14 protein-coding genes and 3 pseudogenes are annotated in these 18,186 nt (G+C 47.4%); 9 read left to right on the plus strand and 8 right to left on the minus strand.

Annotated elements, in window-relative coordinates; translation table 11 throughout:
* Window positions 1-24: 24 nt before the first annotated feature.
* From ABJO30_12380 to ABJO30_12395, 4 genes and pseudogenes are all read right to left on the minus strand, one after another.
* Complete coding sequence (locus tag ABJO30_12380) at window positions 25-1,332, minus strand: pitrilysin family protein (GenBank protein MEP3233618.1); 1,308 nt, start codon at window positions 1,330-1,332, stop codon at window positions 25-27.
* Window positions 1,333-1,346: 14 nt separating this feature from the next.
* Entirely contained in the window at window positions 1,347-2,747 is a 1,401-nt protein-coding gene (locus tag ABJO30_12385; GenBank protein MEP3233619.1) for a pitrilysin family protein, read from the minus strand.
* Between the two features lie 42 nt (window positions 2,748-2,789).
* A complete protein-coding gene (gene rsmD / locus ABJO30_12390) occupies window positions 2,790-3,347 on the minus strand; it encodes a 16S rRNA (guanine(966)-N(2))-methyltransferase RsmD (GenBank protein ID MEP3233620.1) in 558 nt (185 codons plus the stop codon).
* A 256-nt stretch (window positions 3,348-3,603) separates the two neighbouring features.
* A pseudogene (locus ABJO30_12395) lies at window positions 3,604-4,464 on the minus strand (pseudouridine synthase).
* Window positions 4,465-4,593: 129 nt separating this feature from the next.
* Here ABJO30_12395 and ABJO30_12400 point away from each other — a divergent pair.
* Window positions 4,594-5,022, plus strand: a complete 429-nt coding sequence (locus tag ABJO30_12400) for a nucleoside deaminase (GenBank protein MEP3233621.1) — start codon at window positions 4,594-4,596, stop codon at window positions 5,020-5,022.
* Window positions 5,023-5,069: 47 nt separating this feature from the next.
* On the opposite strand, the gene ABJO30_12405 is transcribed toward ABJO30_12400, so the two are convergent.
* From ABJO30_12405 to ABJO30_12415, 3 genes are all read right to left on the minus strand, one after another.
* Window positions 5,070-5,942, minus strand: a complete 873-nt coding sequence (locus tag ABJO30_12405) for a hypothetical protein (protein MEP3233622.1) — start codon at window positions 5,940-5,942, stop codon at window positions 5,070-5,072.
* A gap of 177 nt (window positions 5,943-6,119) precedes the next feature.
* Window positions 6,120-9,035, minus strand: coding sequence for an isoleucine--tRNA ligase (gene ileS / locus ABJO30_12410; protein MEP3233623.1), 2,916 nt, complete (start codon window positions 9,033-9,035; stop codon window positions 6,120-6,122).
* 89 nt (window positions 9,036-9,124) lie between these two features.
* Entirely contained in the window at window positions 9,125-10,132 is a 1,008-nt protein-coding gene (locus ABJO30_12415; protein ID MEP3233624.1) for a bifunctional riboflavin kinase/FAD synthetase, read from the minus strand.
* A gap of 292 nt (window positions 10,133-10,424) precedes the next feature.
* Between ABJO30_12415 and ABJO30_12420 the strand changes: the two genes are divergently transcribed.
* Window positions 10,425-10,808, plus strand: a complete 384-nt coding sequence (locus ABJO30_12420; protein MEP3233625.1) for a response regulator — start codon at window positions 10,425-10,427, stop codon at window positions 10,806-10,808.
* A gap of 91 nt (window positions 10,809-10,899) precedes the next feature.
* A complete protein-coding gene (locus ABJO30_12425; protein MEP3233626.1) occupies window positions 10,900-11,529 on the plus strand; it encodes a protein phosphatase CheZ in 630 nt (209 codons plus the stop codon).
* 25 nt (window positions 11,530-11,554) lie between these two features.
* Here ABJO30_12425 and ABJO30_12430 read toward each other — a convergent pair whose 3' ends face one another.
* Window positions 11,555-12,427 carry a TIGR01459 family HAD-type hydrolase gene (locus ABJO30_12430; GenBank protein MEP3233627.1) on the minus strand — a complete coding sequence of 291 codons (873 nt, stop codon included), beginning with the start codon at window positions 12,425-12,427 and terminating at the stop codon, window positions 11,555-11,557.
* A gap of 303 nt (window positions 12,428-12,730) precedes the next feature.
* On the opposite strand from ABJO30_12430, the gene ABJO30_12435 reads away from it, so the two are divergent.
* The 6 genes and pseudogenes from ABJO30_12435 (at window position 12,731) to ABJO30_12460 (ending at window position 17,817) form a co-directional block, all read left to right on the plus strand.
* Window positions 12,731-14,083 (plus strand): EAL domain-containing protein, encoded by a 1,353-nt coding sequence (locus ABJO30_12435; protein MEP3233628.1) that lies wholly within the window; start codon window positions 12,731-12,733, stop codon window positions 14,081-14,083.
* Window positions 14,084-14,329: 246 nt separating this feature from the next.
* Window positions 14,330-14,590: pseudogene (locus ABJO30_12440) on the plus strand (response regulator).
* A gap of 105 nt (window positions 14,591-14,695) precedes the next feature.
* A pseudogene (locus ABJO30_12445) lies at window positions 14,696-14,830 on the plus strand (helix-turn-helix domain-containing protein).
* 227 nt (window positions 14,831-15,057) lie between these two features.
* Entirely contained in the window at window positions 15,058-15,351 is a 294-nt protein-coding gene (locus ABJO30_12450; GenBank protein MEP3233629.1) for a co-chaperone GroES, read from the plus strand.
* Between the two features lie 50 nt (window positions 15,352-15,401).
* Window positions 15,402-17,036 (plus strand): chaperonin GroEL, encoded by a 1,635-nt coding sequence (gene groL / locus ABJO30_12455; protein ID MEP3233630.1) that lies wholly within the window; start codon window positions 15,402-15,404, stop codon window positions 17,034-17,036.
* A gap of 226 nt (window positions 17,037-17,262) precedes the next feature.
* Window positions 17,263-17,817 carry a hypothetical protein gene (locus ABJO30_12460; GenBank protein MEP3233631.1) on the plus strand — a complete coding sequence of 185 codons (555 nt, stop codon included), beginning with the start codon at window positions 17,263-17,265 and terminating at the stop codon, window positions 17,815-17,817.
* Window positions 17,818-18,186 lie beyond the last annotated feature (369 nt).

Consider the following 18,186-nt stretch of genomic DNA (forward strand, 5'->3'; position numbering starts at 1 on the left):
CCCTCAATTTTCGCGCCTTAAGCTCTAGCCTTCTTTTTCAGCAGGCCCCACACGCAACAAGGTGTAGGTACCATCGCCCAAAAGACGCTTTGCAGCAGCCTTTGCTTCATCCAACGTCACGCCATTAATCGCGTCTGCTCTGATCTCGATATAATTACTTGGCAGACCTGCTGCTTGGATCGATGTGAGCGTGCCTGCAATATCGCTAGAGCCATCAAAGTTAAGCGCGTAAACGCCAATCGTATAGCTCTTTGCAAGGGCCAGCTCTTCTTCGCTCGGCCCCTCATCTGCCATGCGCTTTAGTTCAGCAAGCATTACTTCCAGCGTTTCATCAGCAAAGTCTGCCCGTGTTGCAACAGAGGCTGTAAACAAGCTGACGGCTTCATGGTTTGAGATGCCTGAACTAATGCCATAAGCAAGCCCGCGCTTTTCGCGCACTTCCAATGACAGACGCGAACTAAGGCCCGAACCACCTAAAATCTGGTTCACCAAATAAGCTGCAAAATAATCATCATCAAGCCGATCAATACCCTTACCAATCAGCGTGTAACGGGTTTGTGGTAGTGGCGCATCAACGGAAATTTTCTCGCCGACTTTAGGTTCTATTTTCGGCACATTGATCAAATCAGCTTTTTCGCGAAGCGAGCCAAAGAGCACATCAATCCGCGCCTTTGCTTCTTCCGCAGTTATGGCACCGACGATAGAAATGATCACATTGTCACGACCTAAAATACGTTTTTTCAAAGCCCGCATATCTTCAGCCGTAACGGACAGAACGCTTTCTTCTGTGCCATTGCTCGTGCGGATATAAGGATGCTCTGCCGGATAAACAGCCTTGCGCAATGCTTTGGAGGCTTTGCTGTTTGGATTGTTCGCCTCAGAGCGGATGCCAGACAGAATTTGGTCGCGAATTCGGTTCATCGGCTTTTCATCAAAGCGCGATTCATAAAGGGCTACTTGCAACATTTCGAAAGCATCATCAGCATTTTCGCTCAAGGTGCGAAGCGAACCCCTGAAATAATCGCGGCTAGCACTAAAGGACATACGCGCTGCAAGGTCTTCCAACCGATCTTGAAAGGCCACCGCATCCAAATCGCCAGCGCCTTCATCGAGAAGAGCGCTCATCAAGTTCAAGGCACCTGATTTACCCTCAGGGTCTTGCGATGTACCGCTTTTAAAAGAAAAAGACAGCGTGATGATAGGCAATGAATGGTCTTCAACAAGAAGAACTTTCAAGCCCTTGTCGCTCTTCAGTTCTTGGATATCCAAGGCATTGGCTGAAAGAGTGAAAACTGAAAAGAAAAAGGCGAAAACGGTCAATATACGGAGCATGGAGCTACCTCTTTCTAAGATGGGTCTTTGTCAGCTTTAAGCGGGCGGCGTAAATGGCCGATCACCGCTTTTTCCGGATTGAAATAGGTGGCGGCAGCTTCCTTGATGTCCTCAACGCTCACGCTACGAATACGGTCTGGCCATGAACGAATGTCTGCCAAGGTACTATCAACAGAGAGCGTGCGTCCCATCAAGTTCGCCAAGCCGCTAGCGCTGTCTTGCGCATAGATCGTGCTGGCAAACAAACGATTGCGGGCGCGTTGAAGTTCTTTTTCCGTCACGCCTTCTTTGGCAACCCTCTTGATTTCATCAAGCAGTTGTTTTTCCATCTCTTCCAGCGTCACATCACCCTTCGGCGTACCGTAAAGAGTAAAAGAGCTGTCATCCAGTGCGGAGGCACCTGAATAAGCACCGGCTGACGTGGCGATTTGGCGATCCACAACGAAGGATTTGTAAATCCGGCTTCTGGTCGTCCCGCTTAAAACTTCACTCAGAAGATAAAGCGCTTCTGATGTTCCAGCTTTGCCCGTTCTAAACGATGGTACCCGAAACAGAATGGAGACGCTTTCATTGGTGATGCGCGGATCGCGCACGGTGATGAGTTGACGCATCAACAAATCATCTGGTTCAATTGGGCGAACACGTTTGGCAGCGGGCGCGCGGTTTTCTAGGACGCCATAATATTTCTGCGCCATTGCCTGCACTTCTTCAACGCTAACATTGCCGCTCACCACCAAAATCGCATTGGCGGGCGTATAATATTTCTCGTAAAAAGCAAACGCGTCCTTTTGGTTTAAAACCTCAAGTTCATGGCGCCAGCCGATGATTGGGCGGCGATAAGGGTGGTTTTTATAAAGGGCCAAATCCATTGCGGCAGACAGTTGAGAGCCAGGTCTTGATTCAATACCGCGCGCACGTTCTTCCAAAACTACTTTGCGCTCCACATCAACATCTTCTTCAGTGAAACGAACATTCATCATCCGGTCCGCTTCAATATCCATCATCAATGGTAAATGCTCGCGGGTTATTTTTTGGAAATATCCAGTGTAATCATAGCTTGTGAAAGCATTATGATTGCCCCCTACACGGCGCACGGTGGTGTCGAGTGCATTGCCAGGATATTTCTTCGTTCCCTTAAACAGCAAATGCTCAAGAAAATGCGCGATGCCTGATTTACCAGGATCTTCATCGGCAGAACCCACTTTATACCAAACCATATGCGTGACAGCCGTTGCTCGTTGATCTGGGATCACGACCACTTCCATGCCATTTTCTAGCTTGGAGGCAACGATGTTCGGGAACAATTCGCCTTTGATAAAATCGTCTTTTTTCGATTCATCTGCAAAAGCACTGTTTAAAACGAAAAAAATTGTAACGACCAAGAAACTGGTGATTTGTGCAATTCTTATCAACATAGATTAGTCCCATAAACGGCGTTCCGGAAAAGGTCCGGCTTGCTAAGGTTGGTATGATAGAAACTTTATACGGCTTGTCCCATAGGTGCGATCATCAATTAACTGGAAATGAGCCGGAATGATGACCTCAACTTTGGTTAACTCTTCCCAAACGACGAAAGCCTCAGGCGCAAGCCATCCGCCTTCATGCAACGATTGAAGCGCCCGCTCGCCGAGCCCTTTGTCATAAGGTGGGTCTAAAAACGCGAGATTAAAAGGGTTTATTGTGCCTCGCCCACCCAGTTTGGTGGCATCACGGCGAAAAATTTTGGCATTTCCGTTTTGCTTGCAGCTTTCCATATTGGTGCGAACAAGCCCGCGCGCCTCAGCGCTCTCATCAAGAAAGAGCGCAAAGCTCGCGCCACGAGACAAAGCCTCCAAGCCCAAAGCGCCAGTTCCAGCGAACAGATCGATCACCCGCGCGCCTTCAAAGTCCACCTCATCACGGTGGTTTAAGATATTAAACAAGCTTTCGCGAGAACGGTCCGTGGTGGGCCGAATACTATCCCCTTTGGGTGCGGCCAGCTTATGACCGCGAAACTTACCGCCGACGATCCGCATTGTTTCCTCGTCCAGACTTATTGGAAGAACTTGAAGGTCTTGATCTGCCGCCCGTTTTAAATCCGGTTTTGGTTTCTGTTGTCGAGCGAGACGGTTGTTCTTCATCCGAATTGCGATCTGATGCCCGCTTGATTTGTGGTTTTTTGCGGTTTTTCTTCTGCTCTTTTATATCGGCAGCTTTGCGACCACTCACCATTTTCTCTTCGGTCCAGTGTTCTTTCACCCGACGCTTACGATCTTTTGGTGCAACTTTTTTCTTCTGCTCTGGCTTTTCTTTTTCCGCGCGCATTTCTGGCGATTCAAAATCAGCACCCGCCGCTTCAATCAAGCGAGGACCAAGCTGATCACGCAAAACATGGCGGCGCACTTCACGCACCTCGCCATCATCAAGTTCAAGAACTTGGAACGGCCCATAAGACACACGGATCAAACGGTTCACATCAAGACCCAAGTGGCCAAGAATGTGTTTCACTTCGCGGTTTTTACCCTCGCGCAAACCAATGGTCATCCAAATATTGGTGCCTTTGTCTTGATCGAGCGTTGCTTCAATCGCGCCGTAGATCACACCTTCAATGACAATACCATCAGCGAGCTTATCAAGATCAGCCTGCGTGACGCGGTGTTTTTGGTCTCTTGTATGCGCCCGCACACGGTAACGACGCAGCCACCCTGTTTCTGGCAATTCGAGCACGCGAGACAGGCCACCATCATTGGTAAGCAGCATCAAGCCTTCAGTATTGATATCCAATCGGCCAACAGTCATGACACGCGGCAGATCCTTCGGGAACTTATCAAAGATCGTGGTGCGACCTTCTGGGTCCTTATTGGTTGTAACAAGACCACGTGGCTTATTGTATAGCCAAAGCCTCGTCGGCTCGCGACCGGGCAATGGGTTACCATCCACCACGATCTGATCGCTGAGTTTCACCGTAAAGGCTGGGCTTTCTAGTTGAACGCCATTGACAACAACGCGGCCATCTTCGATCCAACGTTCTGCATCACGTCTTGAGCAGAGGCCAGCACGTGCTAAAACCTTCGCGATACGCTCTGGTTTTTCTCCCAAATCGGCAACAGTATTCACTTCCGGTTCGCCTATCGCGCGCGGAGTTTTACCCATTCCTTTTTTAGGGGATTGAGGTCTGCGCTTATTTGGGCTTTTTTTGTTTTGCTTATCCATGCCAAAGGGCATAGCAAGAACGATCACTATATCAAAGAACTCATTGTGTCAGATCACTCAAAACCCTTAATGACGATTGCGCTTGATGAAGCAAAAGCCGCCGCCCAGCGTGGTGAAGTGCCTGTTGGCGCTGTCATTGTGCGTGATGGCGAGATAATTGCGCGGGCAGGCAACCGGATTTTAGAGGACAAAGACCCAACGGCGCACGCCGAAATTGTTGCCATGCGCTTAGCGGCCCGCGAACTTGGCCGCGAACGGCTTTTTGATTGCGATCTTTATGTAACGCTAGAGCCCTGCACCATGTGCGCTGGCGCCATATCGCTTGCCCGCATCCGAAGGCTTTATTTTGGTGCTAGCGATGAGAAAGGCGGAGCGGTAGAAAATGGCGCGCGCTTTTTCACATTGCCAACATGCCACCACGCGCCTGAGGTTTATTCTGGGTTTCAAGAAACAGAGAGTGCTGAGCTTTTAAAGAAGTTCTTCGCAGAGCGCCGATAAAAAAAGCGCCCTTAAAGGACGCTTTTTAATATCAAATTTCATTTGGCTTAAAAGAAAACGAACCGTTTCTTTTTCTTCTGTGGTTTTCCTGCTTCAAATGGCTCCACTGAATAAGTACCGTCTGGGTCCGATGACCGGTTCACCTGCGAGGCTGTTGTTAGGTGCTCTTGCGGAGAAGGGATTTGGCCATTCTGCACGACAGCGCCTTGACTAGCTGGTGGAGTAATTGGGACTTGCTTGACTGTTCGGTATTCCACGGGAATATCCGTCAAAGATTGGGTGCGACGTCTTGTCTTTGGTTGCACAAGACCAGCACGAGCAAGGAGGCTTTTCTTTTCAGAACTGCCGCCACCTTGAAGCGATTTTGGAAGTTCGTCCACGGTTATACCCCGTTCACGGGCATGATCTTCCGGTGTTTTAAGCAAATCACGCGCCTCTAGAGGTGCAGCGGAACCAATGGCAGCATTGATTTGAGGGTCAAGATCGGCACCGTCTCTCTCTGCCTGGTGTTTCTTTGTCTTATTATTCAACAAACCAGTGGTCAGCGGTTGGGCGCGCGCAACACCAATTCCTTGGTTCTCGACTTTAAGAGCCTCTTTCTTTTCTTTGGCTGCTTTAATTCTTTCAATTTCTTCGGCTCGGCCTGGGAAATTTTCACTTACGCCCGAAACTTTATCCACAGGTGCTGGGATAGAGGCAAATTGCTGATCATTAGGAACGATAAGGGCGCCACGTTCACGATATGTGATCCGCTCTGCTTTCTTTTTCCCTAAAGTGCCAAATGTTGCAATGCTTGCAAGGTCCCGCGCAAGGCCAGCCTCTACGGTCTGACCCGTTCCATAAGTGGCAGTTTGCAAACCACAGCCAGTTGCCATGAAAGCAACGACACTCAACGCAGCACCTGAACGGCAAAACTTCATGATTTTCAACAAATCGGGATCCTCAGTAATCTCATTGCCCTAAACAGACCGTAAAAGTGGCAGGTTTGTGGCGAAAGCTTTCCTACAATATACCGCCTTTCCTCGATCTTTACAAATCACAGGAAAATACGATTTGTAATAGCGTTAACGTTACCGCCTCAAACGCTTGTTCCTCGTTTAAACAGCTTTCAATTCACGCATTGCCTGTGCATCACGAGGGGTTAAATCTGGATATTCAGCGTCCGACCCAACTTCACTTGAAACACGCCAAGAACGAGCGCATTTCTTGCCTTCGGCCATTTTTGGAACGACAGAAACTCCAGCGATATCATCAAGCTTAAAGGCTTGTTCAGGCCCCTCGCCGTCCAATACTTCGATGGCACTTGTGATGCACAAATCTTCAAAGTCCTCAATGCCTTGCAGTGCTGACTTGAGCACATCATCAGAAATAAAGACCTGAGGTGCAGCTTCCAGTGATGAACCGATACGCTTTTCTGCACGTTCAATTTCCAATGCGCCCGTCACGACACGGCGAAGCTTGCGGATGTTTTCCCAACGCGCTGCCAATTCACCATTGTTGTAGCTTGGTGAAACAGGTTCGAAATCAGTCAGGTGGATTGAGGCTATATCCTCACCATAACGATTTGCCCACGATTCATCCGTTGTAAACGGCAGCATTGGTGCAAGCCATGTGATGGTACAGCGGAACATTTTTTCCACAACAGAAAGCGCTGCTTGTCTGCGTTTTGATGAAATTGGGTCGCAATAAAGCGCGTCCTTGCGGATGTCGAAATAGAACGACGACATGTCCGCATTCATCAAGCTGAAAATCGCATTGAAGGCTTTTTTGAAATCAAACTCTTTATAAGCTTGGCGCACAGTTGCATCGGTCTCAGCAAGACGGTGCATCATATATTGTTCAAGCTCTGGCAAATCGTCATAAGCCACTTCGCCACCATCATAATGGGCAAGTGTGCCAAGCATCCACCGGACTGTATTGCGAAGACGACGGTAAGCATCGACATTGGTCTTGATGATTTCCTGACCAATGCGCTGATCGTCCGTATAATCACACGTCATCACCCAAAGCCGCAGAATGTCCGCGCCATATTGTTTGATGATGTCATGGGGCGATGTTTGATTGCCGAGAGATTTCGACATTTTACGGCCCTGATCATCCATGGTGAAACCATGCGTGATCACAGTGTCATAAGGGGCGCGACCTCTGGTACCGCAGCTTTCAAGCAGCGATGAATGGAACCAACCACGGTGTTGATCTGTTCCTTCTAGGTAGACGTCTGCTGGCCATTTAAGGTCTTCGCGCTGCTCCAAACAGAAAGCGTGCGTTGAACCAGAATCAAACCACACATCCAAGATGTCGCGAACCATTGTCCAATTTGATGCATCAACGTCAGGGTCTGCGGCAAGGAAGCGTTCTTTCGCGCCATCTGCATACCATGCGTCTGCACCGTCTTGTTTGAAGGCTTCGAAAATGGCTGCATTGACCTTTTCGCTTTTCAGCACAGTGCCGTCTTCATCAACGAAAACGGAAATAGGCACACCCCATGCGCGTTGACGTGAAAGCACCCAGTCTGGGCGACCTTCAATCATACCGCGCAAACGGTTTTGGCCTTGCGGTGGCACGAAATTGGTGTTGTCGATGGCCTCAAGCGCTGTTGTGCGTAATGTGCCTTTTTCAACAACGCCGTCTTTATCCATATAAACAAACCACTGCGGTGTGTTTCTAAAGATGATCGGCTTTTTGGAGCGCCATGAATGTGGGTATTCATGTTTTACGCGACCACGGGCGAAAAGATTGCCTTGGCCAATAAGGGCAGTGATGACCTTCTGGTTGGCGTCACCCTTCTTACCTTTGTCATCAATCACGCGGGCATCTTCAAAACCTGGCGCATCTTTGGTGTAGAAACCATCATCACCCACGGTGAACGGAATGTCGGATGAGATGCCCATCGCTTCAATGTCGCGAGCTTTCGTCATCCAGATTTCAAAGTCATCACGACCATGACCCGGTGCTGTATGCACAAAGCCTGTACCAGCTTCATCAGTAACGTGGTCGCCGCTCAACATCGGCACGCCGAAGTCATAGCCGCCAAGACCTGCTTGTTTGAGCGGATGATCAAGAACCATGCCGTCAAAATCAGCGGCAGTCACATCGCTCACACGTTTAAATTCAACTTTAGCCTTTGCTGCACATTCTTCACTTAAGGCATCTGCAAAGACGAATTGGTGGCCGGCTTGCGGACCAAACTCATTTTCTGCCGCCGTTACTTCATAAAGGCCGTAGGAAATTTTCGGCGAATAACAAACCGCACGGTTGCCTGGCATTGTCCAAGGTGTCGTCGTCCAAATCACAACCTTTGCATCTTTTAGATGGTCTGGTCCTTTACCGATTGGGAATGGCACCCAAACCGTATCTGACTCGTAGTTTTGATATTCGATCTCAGCCTCAGCCAAAGCTGTGCGTTCAACCACAGACCACATGATCGGTTTTGAACCACGATAAAGCTGGCCGCTGGTCGCAAACTTCATCAGTTCTTTCGCGATATAGGCTTCAGCCTCAAAGTTCATGGTGAGATAAGGGCGTTCAAAATCACCTTCGATACCAAGGCGCTTGAACTCTTCTGACTGCACCCCAACCCAATGCTTCGCGAAGTCGCGGCATTCTTGGCGGAACTCATTAATAGGGATGTCGTCTTTATTCTTACCCTTGGCGCGGTATTTTTCTTCAACCTTCCATTCAATGGGAAGACCGTGACAATCCCAGCCAGGGACATAGTTTGAATCAAAACCCAGCATCTGGTGCGAGCGGGTGATGACGTCTTTCAACACTTTGTTGAGGGCGTGGCCAATGTGTAGATTGCCATTGGCATAGGGCGGGCCATCATGAAGGACGAATTTCTCACGTCCCTTCGATTGCTCGCGCAATGTCTTATAAATGCCTTGCTGTTTCCATTTCGCAATAATCTCTGGCTCTTTCTTTGGAAGGCCAGCGCGCATTGGGAAGTCTGTTTTTGGAAGAAATAGAGTTTTGGAATAATCAAAACCGTCTTCTGTATTTGTGTCGTTTGACATTATGGTTTCTCAGCTTGAAGAAAAGGCAAGGTTGCGATGTACTAGCAATGGTTCACGCGCAAATAAAGAGGCAATTGCAAAGCTTGCAATCACTCACCATTTAAGCCGCGATCAATACTCGATAAAATTTCAGCATTTTGTAGGACTTGGCGCGCGTTATCGCAGTCGATGGCCATTTGATCAAGCAAGTCTTGCAAGCTATCAAATGCCTCTTCCCCACGCAGATATTTGAAAAACGCAACTTCAACGTTTTTGCCATAAAGGTCGCCGTCAAAATCAAACACATATGTTTCTAGCAAGGGCGGGCCATTATCAAACATCGGGCGGCGACCAAAACTTGCAACACCGTCCATCACCTTGCCATCAACACGCAACTGAACGGCATAGATGCCGTGTTTTAATTCATTGTTGGGCGCAAGCGCCATATTCGCGGTTGGGTATCCAAGCTCCCGCCCCTCTTTTCGGCCATGCACCACTTCTCCCGAAACAAAGTAGCGATAACCAAGGATATCGTTCGCGAGTTTAATATTGCCCTCAGCCAAACAATTGCGGGTTGCAGAAGACGAATAAACCAACGCCCCCTCCTCATTCTTTTGTGCTGGCACAACACTCACAGCAAAACCATGTGCCTTGCCCATTTCGATCAAGAACTCAGGAGACCCTTGCCGCGCTCTGCCGAAATGAAAGTCATAACCAACCACAACATGCGAAACCGCAAGCTTCTCTATGAGTAGGTCCTGCACAAAATCTTCAGCCGCCATTTGTGAAAAATCATGGTCAAAGGGAACAATCACCATGCCGTCTAAACCCATTGCGGCAAGTAAGCGCCCTTTTTCATGGCGTGGCGTGAGGCGGAAGACAGGCGCATCTGGCTTAAACACGGTGCGCGGATGGGGTTCGAAAGTCATCGCGACCGCTTTGGATTGCTCACCTTGGCTTGCTGCAAGATTAAGGGCTGTTTCCAAAACAACACGGTGCCCCTTGTGGACACCATCAAAATTCCCAATCGCAAGCACCCCACCTTTTAATCCTGCGACTTGTTCATACGAGGCCGTTAAAAGATTAAAGACTTGATCAAAGGGCTTATTGTTTTTCATCTGTCGCTTTACTTTCAACCTAACCACGGCCTTCGATAACTTCAGTTATTCTTTGGCTCTTCTATTTAATACTCTTGCTTGCCACACTTACAGCCAATGATTAACTCTTTTTTCATTATAAAAACTGTTTCCAACCCAATTTTTGCCATTTTACGCAAATTTCGGCTCCATCTCAAAACGTATTAACTATCTCTTCAAAGGTCGTGGTTATTTTTGACCCAACTGCGATGGCTTGTCGCTGTATTTGGGGAATGGAACAGTAGTTCTTTCGATTAACGTGTGGAGTAACCAAATGGCCCTTGATCTATCTATGCCCGTCCTGGTGGTGGATGACTATAAAACTATGGTTCGTATTATTCGCAACCTGCTTAAGCAACTTGGCTTCGAAAATGTAGATGATGCCGCAGATGGCACTGAAGCATTTGCCAAAATGAAAGACCAAAAATACGGTTTGGTTATTTCAGATTGGAACATGGAACCGATGACTGGTTATGAGCTTCTTAAACAAGTTCGTGGCGATGCAGGTTTAACAAAGACACCATTCATCATGGTGACTGCGGAATCTAAAACCGAGAATGTTATCGCGGCTAAAAAAGCTGGCGTGAACAACTATATCGTTAAACCATTCAATGCTCAAACATTGAAGGGTAAAATTGAGGCCGTATTCGGCGAATAATTAAACCTCAGGTTCGTCAGTTCATTGAGCGCGTGAAGAACTCACGCCCAATGAGAATATTATACTGGCGGTTCTAGATTGGAGCAGGTGAATGTCAGCTCAACTGGACATAACGCGCATCAAACATTTTTTGAAGCGTGAGAAGCAAGATAGTATCCATCTGAATGACATCGTTCGGCTCGCTGAATTGATGACAGACAGTATGCTCGATATCCTCAAAGGGAATGATCAGCAGACATTTGAAGAGCTACGCAAAATTTCTTACCAAATCTCTGATACGAAAAGAGATTTGGCAGATTTTCGCGCAGACGAAATGCATGACGAACATATCCCTCAAGCGGGTCTAGAGCTTGATGCTATTGTGGAAGCAACAGAAGGTGCTACCAACACGATCATGGAAGCTGCCGAAACTATTATGGGTGGCGATACAAGTGATCCTGAGGCTTACACCGCGATGGTGAATGACAAAGTTATCGAAATTTTCGAAGCTTGCTCTTTCCAAGACATCACAGGGCAACGGATCTCTAAAGTTGTGAAAACTCTCAATATTATTGATGAGCAGATCAAATGTATCGTTGACCGAATGGACAACCAGCAGAAAAATGAAGACGACGGCGGATCTCGCCCAACTGGCGAAAGCTTGTTGACTGGTCTTCTAAATGGCCCTGCCCTTGGTGATTCAGGCATTAAGCAAGACGAAGTCGATTCACATTTCCCTTAAGTGAACACTTTCGAGCATCAACAAATTACCAAATAAGCCGAGGCAAAAATGCCTTGGCTTTTTGCTTATGTTCATCAAGGAATTGCGCCACGTTTTCTGGTGTCGGATGAGCAAGCGGTCCATTTTCTGCGCTATGAATGCCGGCCGTAACGAACAGGCAATCAAGACCATTGTCGCCCGCTCCTTTAACATCAGTTGCAATACCGTCACCCACAGCAAGAACCCGCTGTTTATCCAAACCTTGGCGAACCAGTTCTGCACCACGTTCAAGCGCGCGGTTATAGATTGGCGCGTAAGGCTTGCCGAAATAGAGGGCTTCGCCGCCCATTTGTTTATACTTTTGCGCCAATGCACCGCCGCAATAAATCAGTTTATCGCCGCGTTCGACAACAATATCAGGGTTGGCGCAAATCATTGAAAGACCGCGTTTCAAGAAATCGTTCAACATCTCATCGTAGTCGTCAGGCGTTTCTGTCGCATCATCAATTAGGCCTGTTACGGACACTACTTCAGCCTCTTTTGCATCCACTAGATCGATTGGCAAATCGTCGTAAAAATTCAAATCTTTTTCTGGCCCTAACGCGTAAACTTTTTGCGCATCTCGGTTTGCAATATCAAGGCGCGTAACATCGCCAGATGTAACAATGTCATCGTAAGCATCAGAGCGCACACCAAGTTCATCGAGCTGGCACTTAATCCACCACGCTGGCCGTGGTGCATTGGTGAGCAGGATGACATGCTTGCCTTCTTGTTGGCGGAATTTTGCAAGCGCATCAGGTGCCGCATTGAACACTGAAATGCCATTATGAATAACACCCCAAACATCACACAGTACCAAATCATAAGCCTCATTGAGATTTGATAATCCATCAACCAAAGGGACGGGCAGCAAGGTCATATTCAATTCCTCAATTAAGGATGGTTGGGTGTCCTACATTCGTTTTTAAACAAGTACTATCGCAGGATCAGAACAATTTAGATCGCGCTTTAGCAGAACCGTTTGTGGAATGATAGCTTTCCATGATTTCAACTAGCCCCAATCACTTGTTCTAGGGCGGCAAGTATGGCGTAGTTGGAATGGGTGATTCGGTGCTGGACTGTATGTTTTCGTGGGTTAACGCAAAATAGCATCGAACTTTGAGAATGTGCGTAGGGTCGTGGTCGGTTGAACTTAGCAAAAAACCTTTTTATCTGTGCGTGCATGGTGGTCATTTCTGCGTCACTTGGTTATTCCGTTTGGGCACATTTGAGCCTTACAGGGTTTGAAGCCACAATGACGGGTATGTGCTTTTTGGTTATCCAATTAGTCGGATATCTTTTTGTATGGAAAGCCATCGTCCACCGCGCTCTTCTTTCTCGCATTCATGATTTAGCACTGGCAGAAGCCCAAAACGCAAACGGCGTGGACAGGGTTAGCAACGAACTGGCGGGTCTTCGTAAAGCAATCAAAACGGTAACGCGCAAGGAACTGGAGCCGCTGGCAAGAGAGCTTGAAGTTATCAGCACTCTCATCAAACAGTTGGCTGAAAGCACCGTTGCAGTTGAAGCGCGGATGGGGGAGCTAGAAGCAGCGCCCGCACCTGTTGCTGCGGTTGCATCGCCTTCCCCACAAGATGCGACAACAAAATCAAGCACCAAAAAAGCGCCCCAAAAATCATCTTCCCCACCAACTGTTGGTAAAAAGACAGAGCCAGATGCAAGTGAATGGTTAGGCGAAATTCCAGCTGACCAACCAGCTACCGAACTGGACAACCTCACCAGCGAAAATTCGCCAATTTTAAAAGCTCTTCAAGAAGCAGTTGATAAAAATGAGGTCGATTTATATCTACAACCAATCGTCACTCTTCCCCAACGAAAACCGAAATTTTATGAGGCGTTATCACGCATCCGCGATGACAAGGGCGAACTCATCCGACCTGCGCAATTTATGCATTCTGCGAAAAAATCAGGCACAATGCCTGTACTCGACAAGATGTTGTTGGTGCGCGCGATCCAAGTCTTACGGCGCCTGCTGCTTCGAAAAAGCGATGCGGTTGTTGTCTGCAACATTTCATCATCTAGTCTTGCCGACAGCAGCTTCTTCAATGATTTTAGAAAATTGCTAAGCGCCAAACCGGATCTTGCTGACCATTTAATTTTTGAATTTGACCAAGAAACCGTCATGAAAATCGACACCCTTGAGGAAGAAAGCTTGCGAGCCTTGAAAAACCTTGGCTTCCGGTTTGCGATCGATAATGTGACGGACCTATCGATGGACTTCCTCAAACTGGTATCGCTTGGCTTCCATTACGTAAAAGTCTCATCACAGGTTTTGTTGGCTGCAAAGAAAACAGGCATCAATGAAATTCATGCCGAAGACTTCTCGCGCTTCCTTTCGCGCAATGGCCTTCAACTCATTGTCGATCATGTGGAGAATGAGAGCGAAGTCGTTGAACTGCTCGATTTTGACATCAGCCTTGGACAAGGTTTCTTGTTTGCTGCGCCTCGTGAAGTCAAACCAGATGCAATATCAAACCACAATCGCCGCGCGCACGGTAAAAAACTTGCCAGCTAAGCTTCCAGCTTAGTAGTGGGATGGTCTTTTCTTAAATTTAATCGGTTTTATTTTTTTCGTTTCAATAATTTGTTTACACAGATCGCTGTATTTTACGGTTAGTTCTTCAGTCTTAGCCTCTGTCTCGCGTATCTGGCTCAAATTCAAAAAAAGATATTGCGACGGCCCGTGACAAGAAAATATTTTCATCAAGATCAACGACAAATTCACTTAGTTTCTCCAACTCTTGGCGAACACAATGACATTATGCTCGAGATCGAGCAGCAATGTAGATGTTCGGTTACGCACTTTAGCGCGCCTGAAGCGACGTTGACGGCGAATAGACCGAATTTGATCATTCTTGATATGGCAGATCGACAAGGCGTTGAATTCGTTGAATGCCTTAAGACCTGTTTTCAATCACCCATTATCGTTCTGTCCGATCGCCCGTCCATGGCAATGGCTGTGAATGTAATGCGGGCGGGTGGCTGTGACTTTTTTCCAAAACCCGTGAGCAAAAGCGCTTTAGTGGAACGGTTAAAAACCCTATTGATCGAGCCTTCCCCGACAAATACTCAAGCTTTGAATATGGCATCAACACCATCTACCAATGCGATCATTCCATTTGCCGACCAAGAACGGCAGATTATTGAAGATGCGCTTGGCGTGTACCACGGTAACATCACCCACGCAGCCGCGGCTCTGCAAATTAGCCCGTCGACAATCTATCGCAAGAAACAAGGTTGGGATCTTCTGCTATCGGATTGATTGCCGAAGAAAACGGCCCCGCATAACCGCCGTTTCGTCGTTAACAATACTTCAAGAAAACGATTGAACCTTGGGCTAATCCTGCCATATAGAAGCTTGACAAGCTCCCCTCATATCCATATAAATCCGCGCTGTTAGCACTCACACAAGTAGAGTGCTAATTTATTTTGAGCGTACGTTTGCCGGCCTTTCGGTAAACATCAATCGTATAAAGAGGAAAAACGGACATGAAGTTTCGTCCCCTACATGATCGTGTGGTAGTTCGCCGCGTCGATTCAGAAGAAAAAACCGCTGGCGGCATCATTATTCCAGATACTGCTAAAGAAAAGCCAAGCGAAGGCGAAATTGTTGCTGTAGGCGCTGGCGCTCGCGGTGGTGAAGACAATGCACTTATCCCTATGGATGTTAAAGTTGGTGACCAAGTTCTATTCGGCAAATGGTCAGGCACAGAAATCCGGATTGACGGCGACGACCTGCTGATCATGAAAGAAAGCGACATCATGGGTGTTGTAGAAGGCTAATCCCTTCCCATCACATTCTTCCGCTTAAATAACAAATTTGGAGTAGCCCAATGGCTAAAGAAGTAAAATTCGGTTCGGATGCGCGCGACGCAATGATCCGCGGCGTAGACATTCTTGCTAACGCTGTAAAAGTAACACTCGGCCCTAAAGGTCGTAACGTTGTTCTAGACAAAGCTTTCGGCGCACCGCGCATCACGAAAGATGGTGTGTCTGTTGCAAAAGAAATCGATCTTGATGACAAGTTCGAAAACATGGGCGCACAAATGGTGCGTGAAGTAGCGTCAAAAACAAATGACGTTGCTGGTGACGGTACAACAACTGCGACTGTTTTGGCTCAAGCCATCGTTAAAGAAGGCGCAAAAGCTGTTGCTGCTGGCATGAACCCAATGGACCTTAAGCGCGGTGTCGACATGGCTGTTAGCGATGTTGTTGCAGCTCTCGGTTCTGCGGCTAAAACAATCACAACAACTGAAGAAGTTGCTCAAGTTGGCACAATTTCAGCAAATGGCGATTCAACAATCGGCGAAGACATTGCACACGCAATGCAAAAAGTCGGCAATGAAGGCGTTATCACTGTTGAAGAAGCTAAATCACTCGAGTCAGAACTCGAAGTTGTTGAAGGCATGCAGTTCGACCGCGGTTACCTTTCACCGTATTTCGTAACAAACTCAGAAAAAATGCTCACAGAGTTGGATGACCCGTTCATTCTTCTTCACGAGAAAAAACTTTCAAACTTGCAAGCAATGCTCCCAATCTTGGAAGCAACTGTTCAAGCTTCACGTCCACTGCTTATCATTGCAGAAGATGTTGAAGGTGAAGCACTTGCAACACTCGTAGTGAACAAACTACGTGGTGGCTTGAAAGTGGCTGCTGTTAAAGCTCCAGGTTTTGGTGATCGTCGTAAAGCTATGCTTGAAGACATCGCAATCCTTACAGGCGGTACAGTGATTTCTGAAGAAATGGGCATCAAACTTGAGACAGTTACTCTCGACATGCTCGGTACTGCGAAAAAAGTTGCTATCTCTAAAGAGAACACAACTGTTGTAGACGGTGCTGGTTCTAAAGATGACATCGAAGGCCGTGTAAACCAGATTAAAGCTCAAATCGAAGAGACAACATCTGATTACGACCGTGAAAAACTTCAAGAGCGTCTTGCTAAACTTGCAGGCGGCGTTGCTGTTCTGCGTGTTGGTGGTGCTACTGAAATCGAAGTTAAAGAGAAGAAAGACCGCGTTGATGATGCGTTGAACGCAACACGCGCTGCGGTTGAAGAAGGTATCGTCCCTGGTGGCGGTGTTGCTCTCCTTCGCGCTTCAATGTCTATTAAAGCTGAAGGTGCAAACGCGGACCAAGAAGCTGGCGTAAACATTGTACGTCGTGCGCTTCAAGCTCCGATCCGTCAAATCTCAGAAAACGCAGGCGACGAAGGTTCTATCGTTGTTGGCAAGATCTCAGAATCTGACGACGCAAACTTCGGTTACAACGCACAAACTGGTGAGTTCGGCAACATGATTGAAATGGGTATTGTTGACCCAATGAAAGTCGTGCGCTCTGCTCTTCAAGACGCTGCATCTGTTTCATCATTGTTGATCACAACAGAAGCAATGGTTGCTGATAAGCCTGAGCCAGCTGGTGGCGGCGCTCCTGCAATGCCTGACATGGGCGGTATGGGCGGCATGATGTAAGCTTAAGCTTACACATAAAGCTAACTAAGATTAAGGGCGCTCTTATTGAGCGCTCTTTTTTCTTGCCATCAGTGATCTTCAATCGCTAAATAACGGCATGACAATATTACTTTTCATAGCCGCACTCGTCGCAACCTTATGCATAAGCTTTGCCGCAACACCTTTCGTGAAGCGCCGACCCTTCAGCCTTCCATTTTTGGCGATAGCACTACCAGCGAGCCTATTGATGGCGATGGCCTCAGCGCCAACGCTTTGGATTGCGATCTTGTCAGGCTATCCAGATGACAGCTTTTTTGACCTTGGTTTCTTCGGGGGGCTTGGTGTGTTGGCAATCAGCGGGACATTGATCACGCTCTTTGCCCTCATCATTGTTTGGAAATCACGCAAGGTACTAGCAATCGCGTCGAAACGGCGATTGTCAGGCTGGTTAGTTTTGGCTTTTGATTGCGCACTGGGCTTAGCACTTTTCGGCACGCTGCACGCTTTATCACCTCAAGCATTCTATCAATTTTATCATCTGACCCATTCAGGCCTGCCAAACCAAATTGTCGTCAAAACACTATTTGACTATGAGGGCATGATAACCTTTGCAGCCTTATCGACAGGTGGCAATTTATCGCAACACCTATCAGGCTTGGTTTTACTTTCAATCATTCCGCTAACCGTGTTCAGCCATATTAAGTTCCACGAAAAGAGCGGTACACAAGCAAAAACCCACAGACTTTTGCTCTTTGTTGCACCGACTCTACTCGTGAGTGTAAATTTTTTAAGACAATTCTAGTGAACACGTATATTTACAGATGTGGCGGATGTTTTCTTTGTGAGACACTCCGCAACGAGGCTTGTGGGAACCCCCGAACTTTCCATTAGCTTCATAGAGGCCGTTTCCCCCGAGACGGCCTCTACCATGAGAAATTACTTTCTCAGCCTTCATCATACGCAAAAATGCTTATATTCCCTATCGAATAAACCGAAAAGCGAGCAGTAAAACGGCTCTCATGTCAGGGAAAGCTAGACCTTTTACTCTAAGGCGTTGGTTGCACGTCGTATTAAATTTTTTAAAATTGAAAAAATAATGCTGCGTTTATTCAAAACTCACCCAATAAGCGATGAAAATCGACTTCCTGCCGAATTTGCCAGTTTTTTAACA

Source organism: Hyphomicrobiales bacterium (assembly GCA_039973685.1).
Taxonomy (GTDB): Bacteria; Pseudomonadota; Alphaproteobacteria; order Rhizobiales; family JACESI01; genus JACESI01.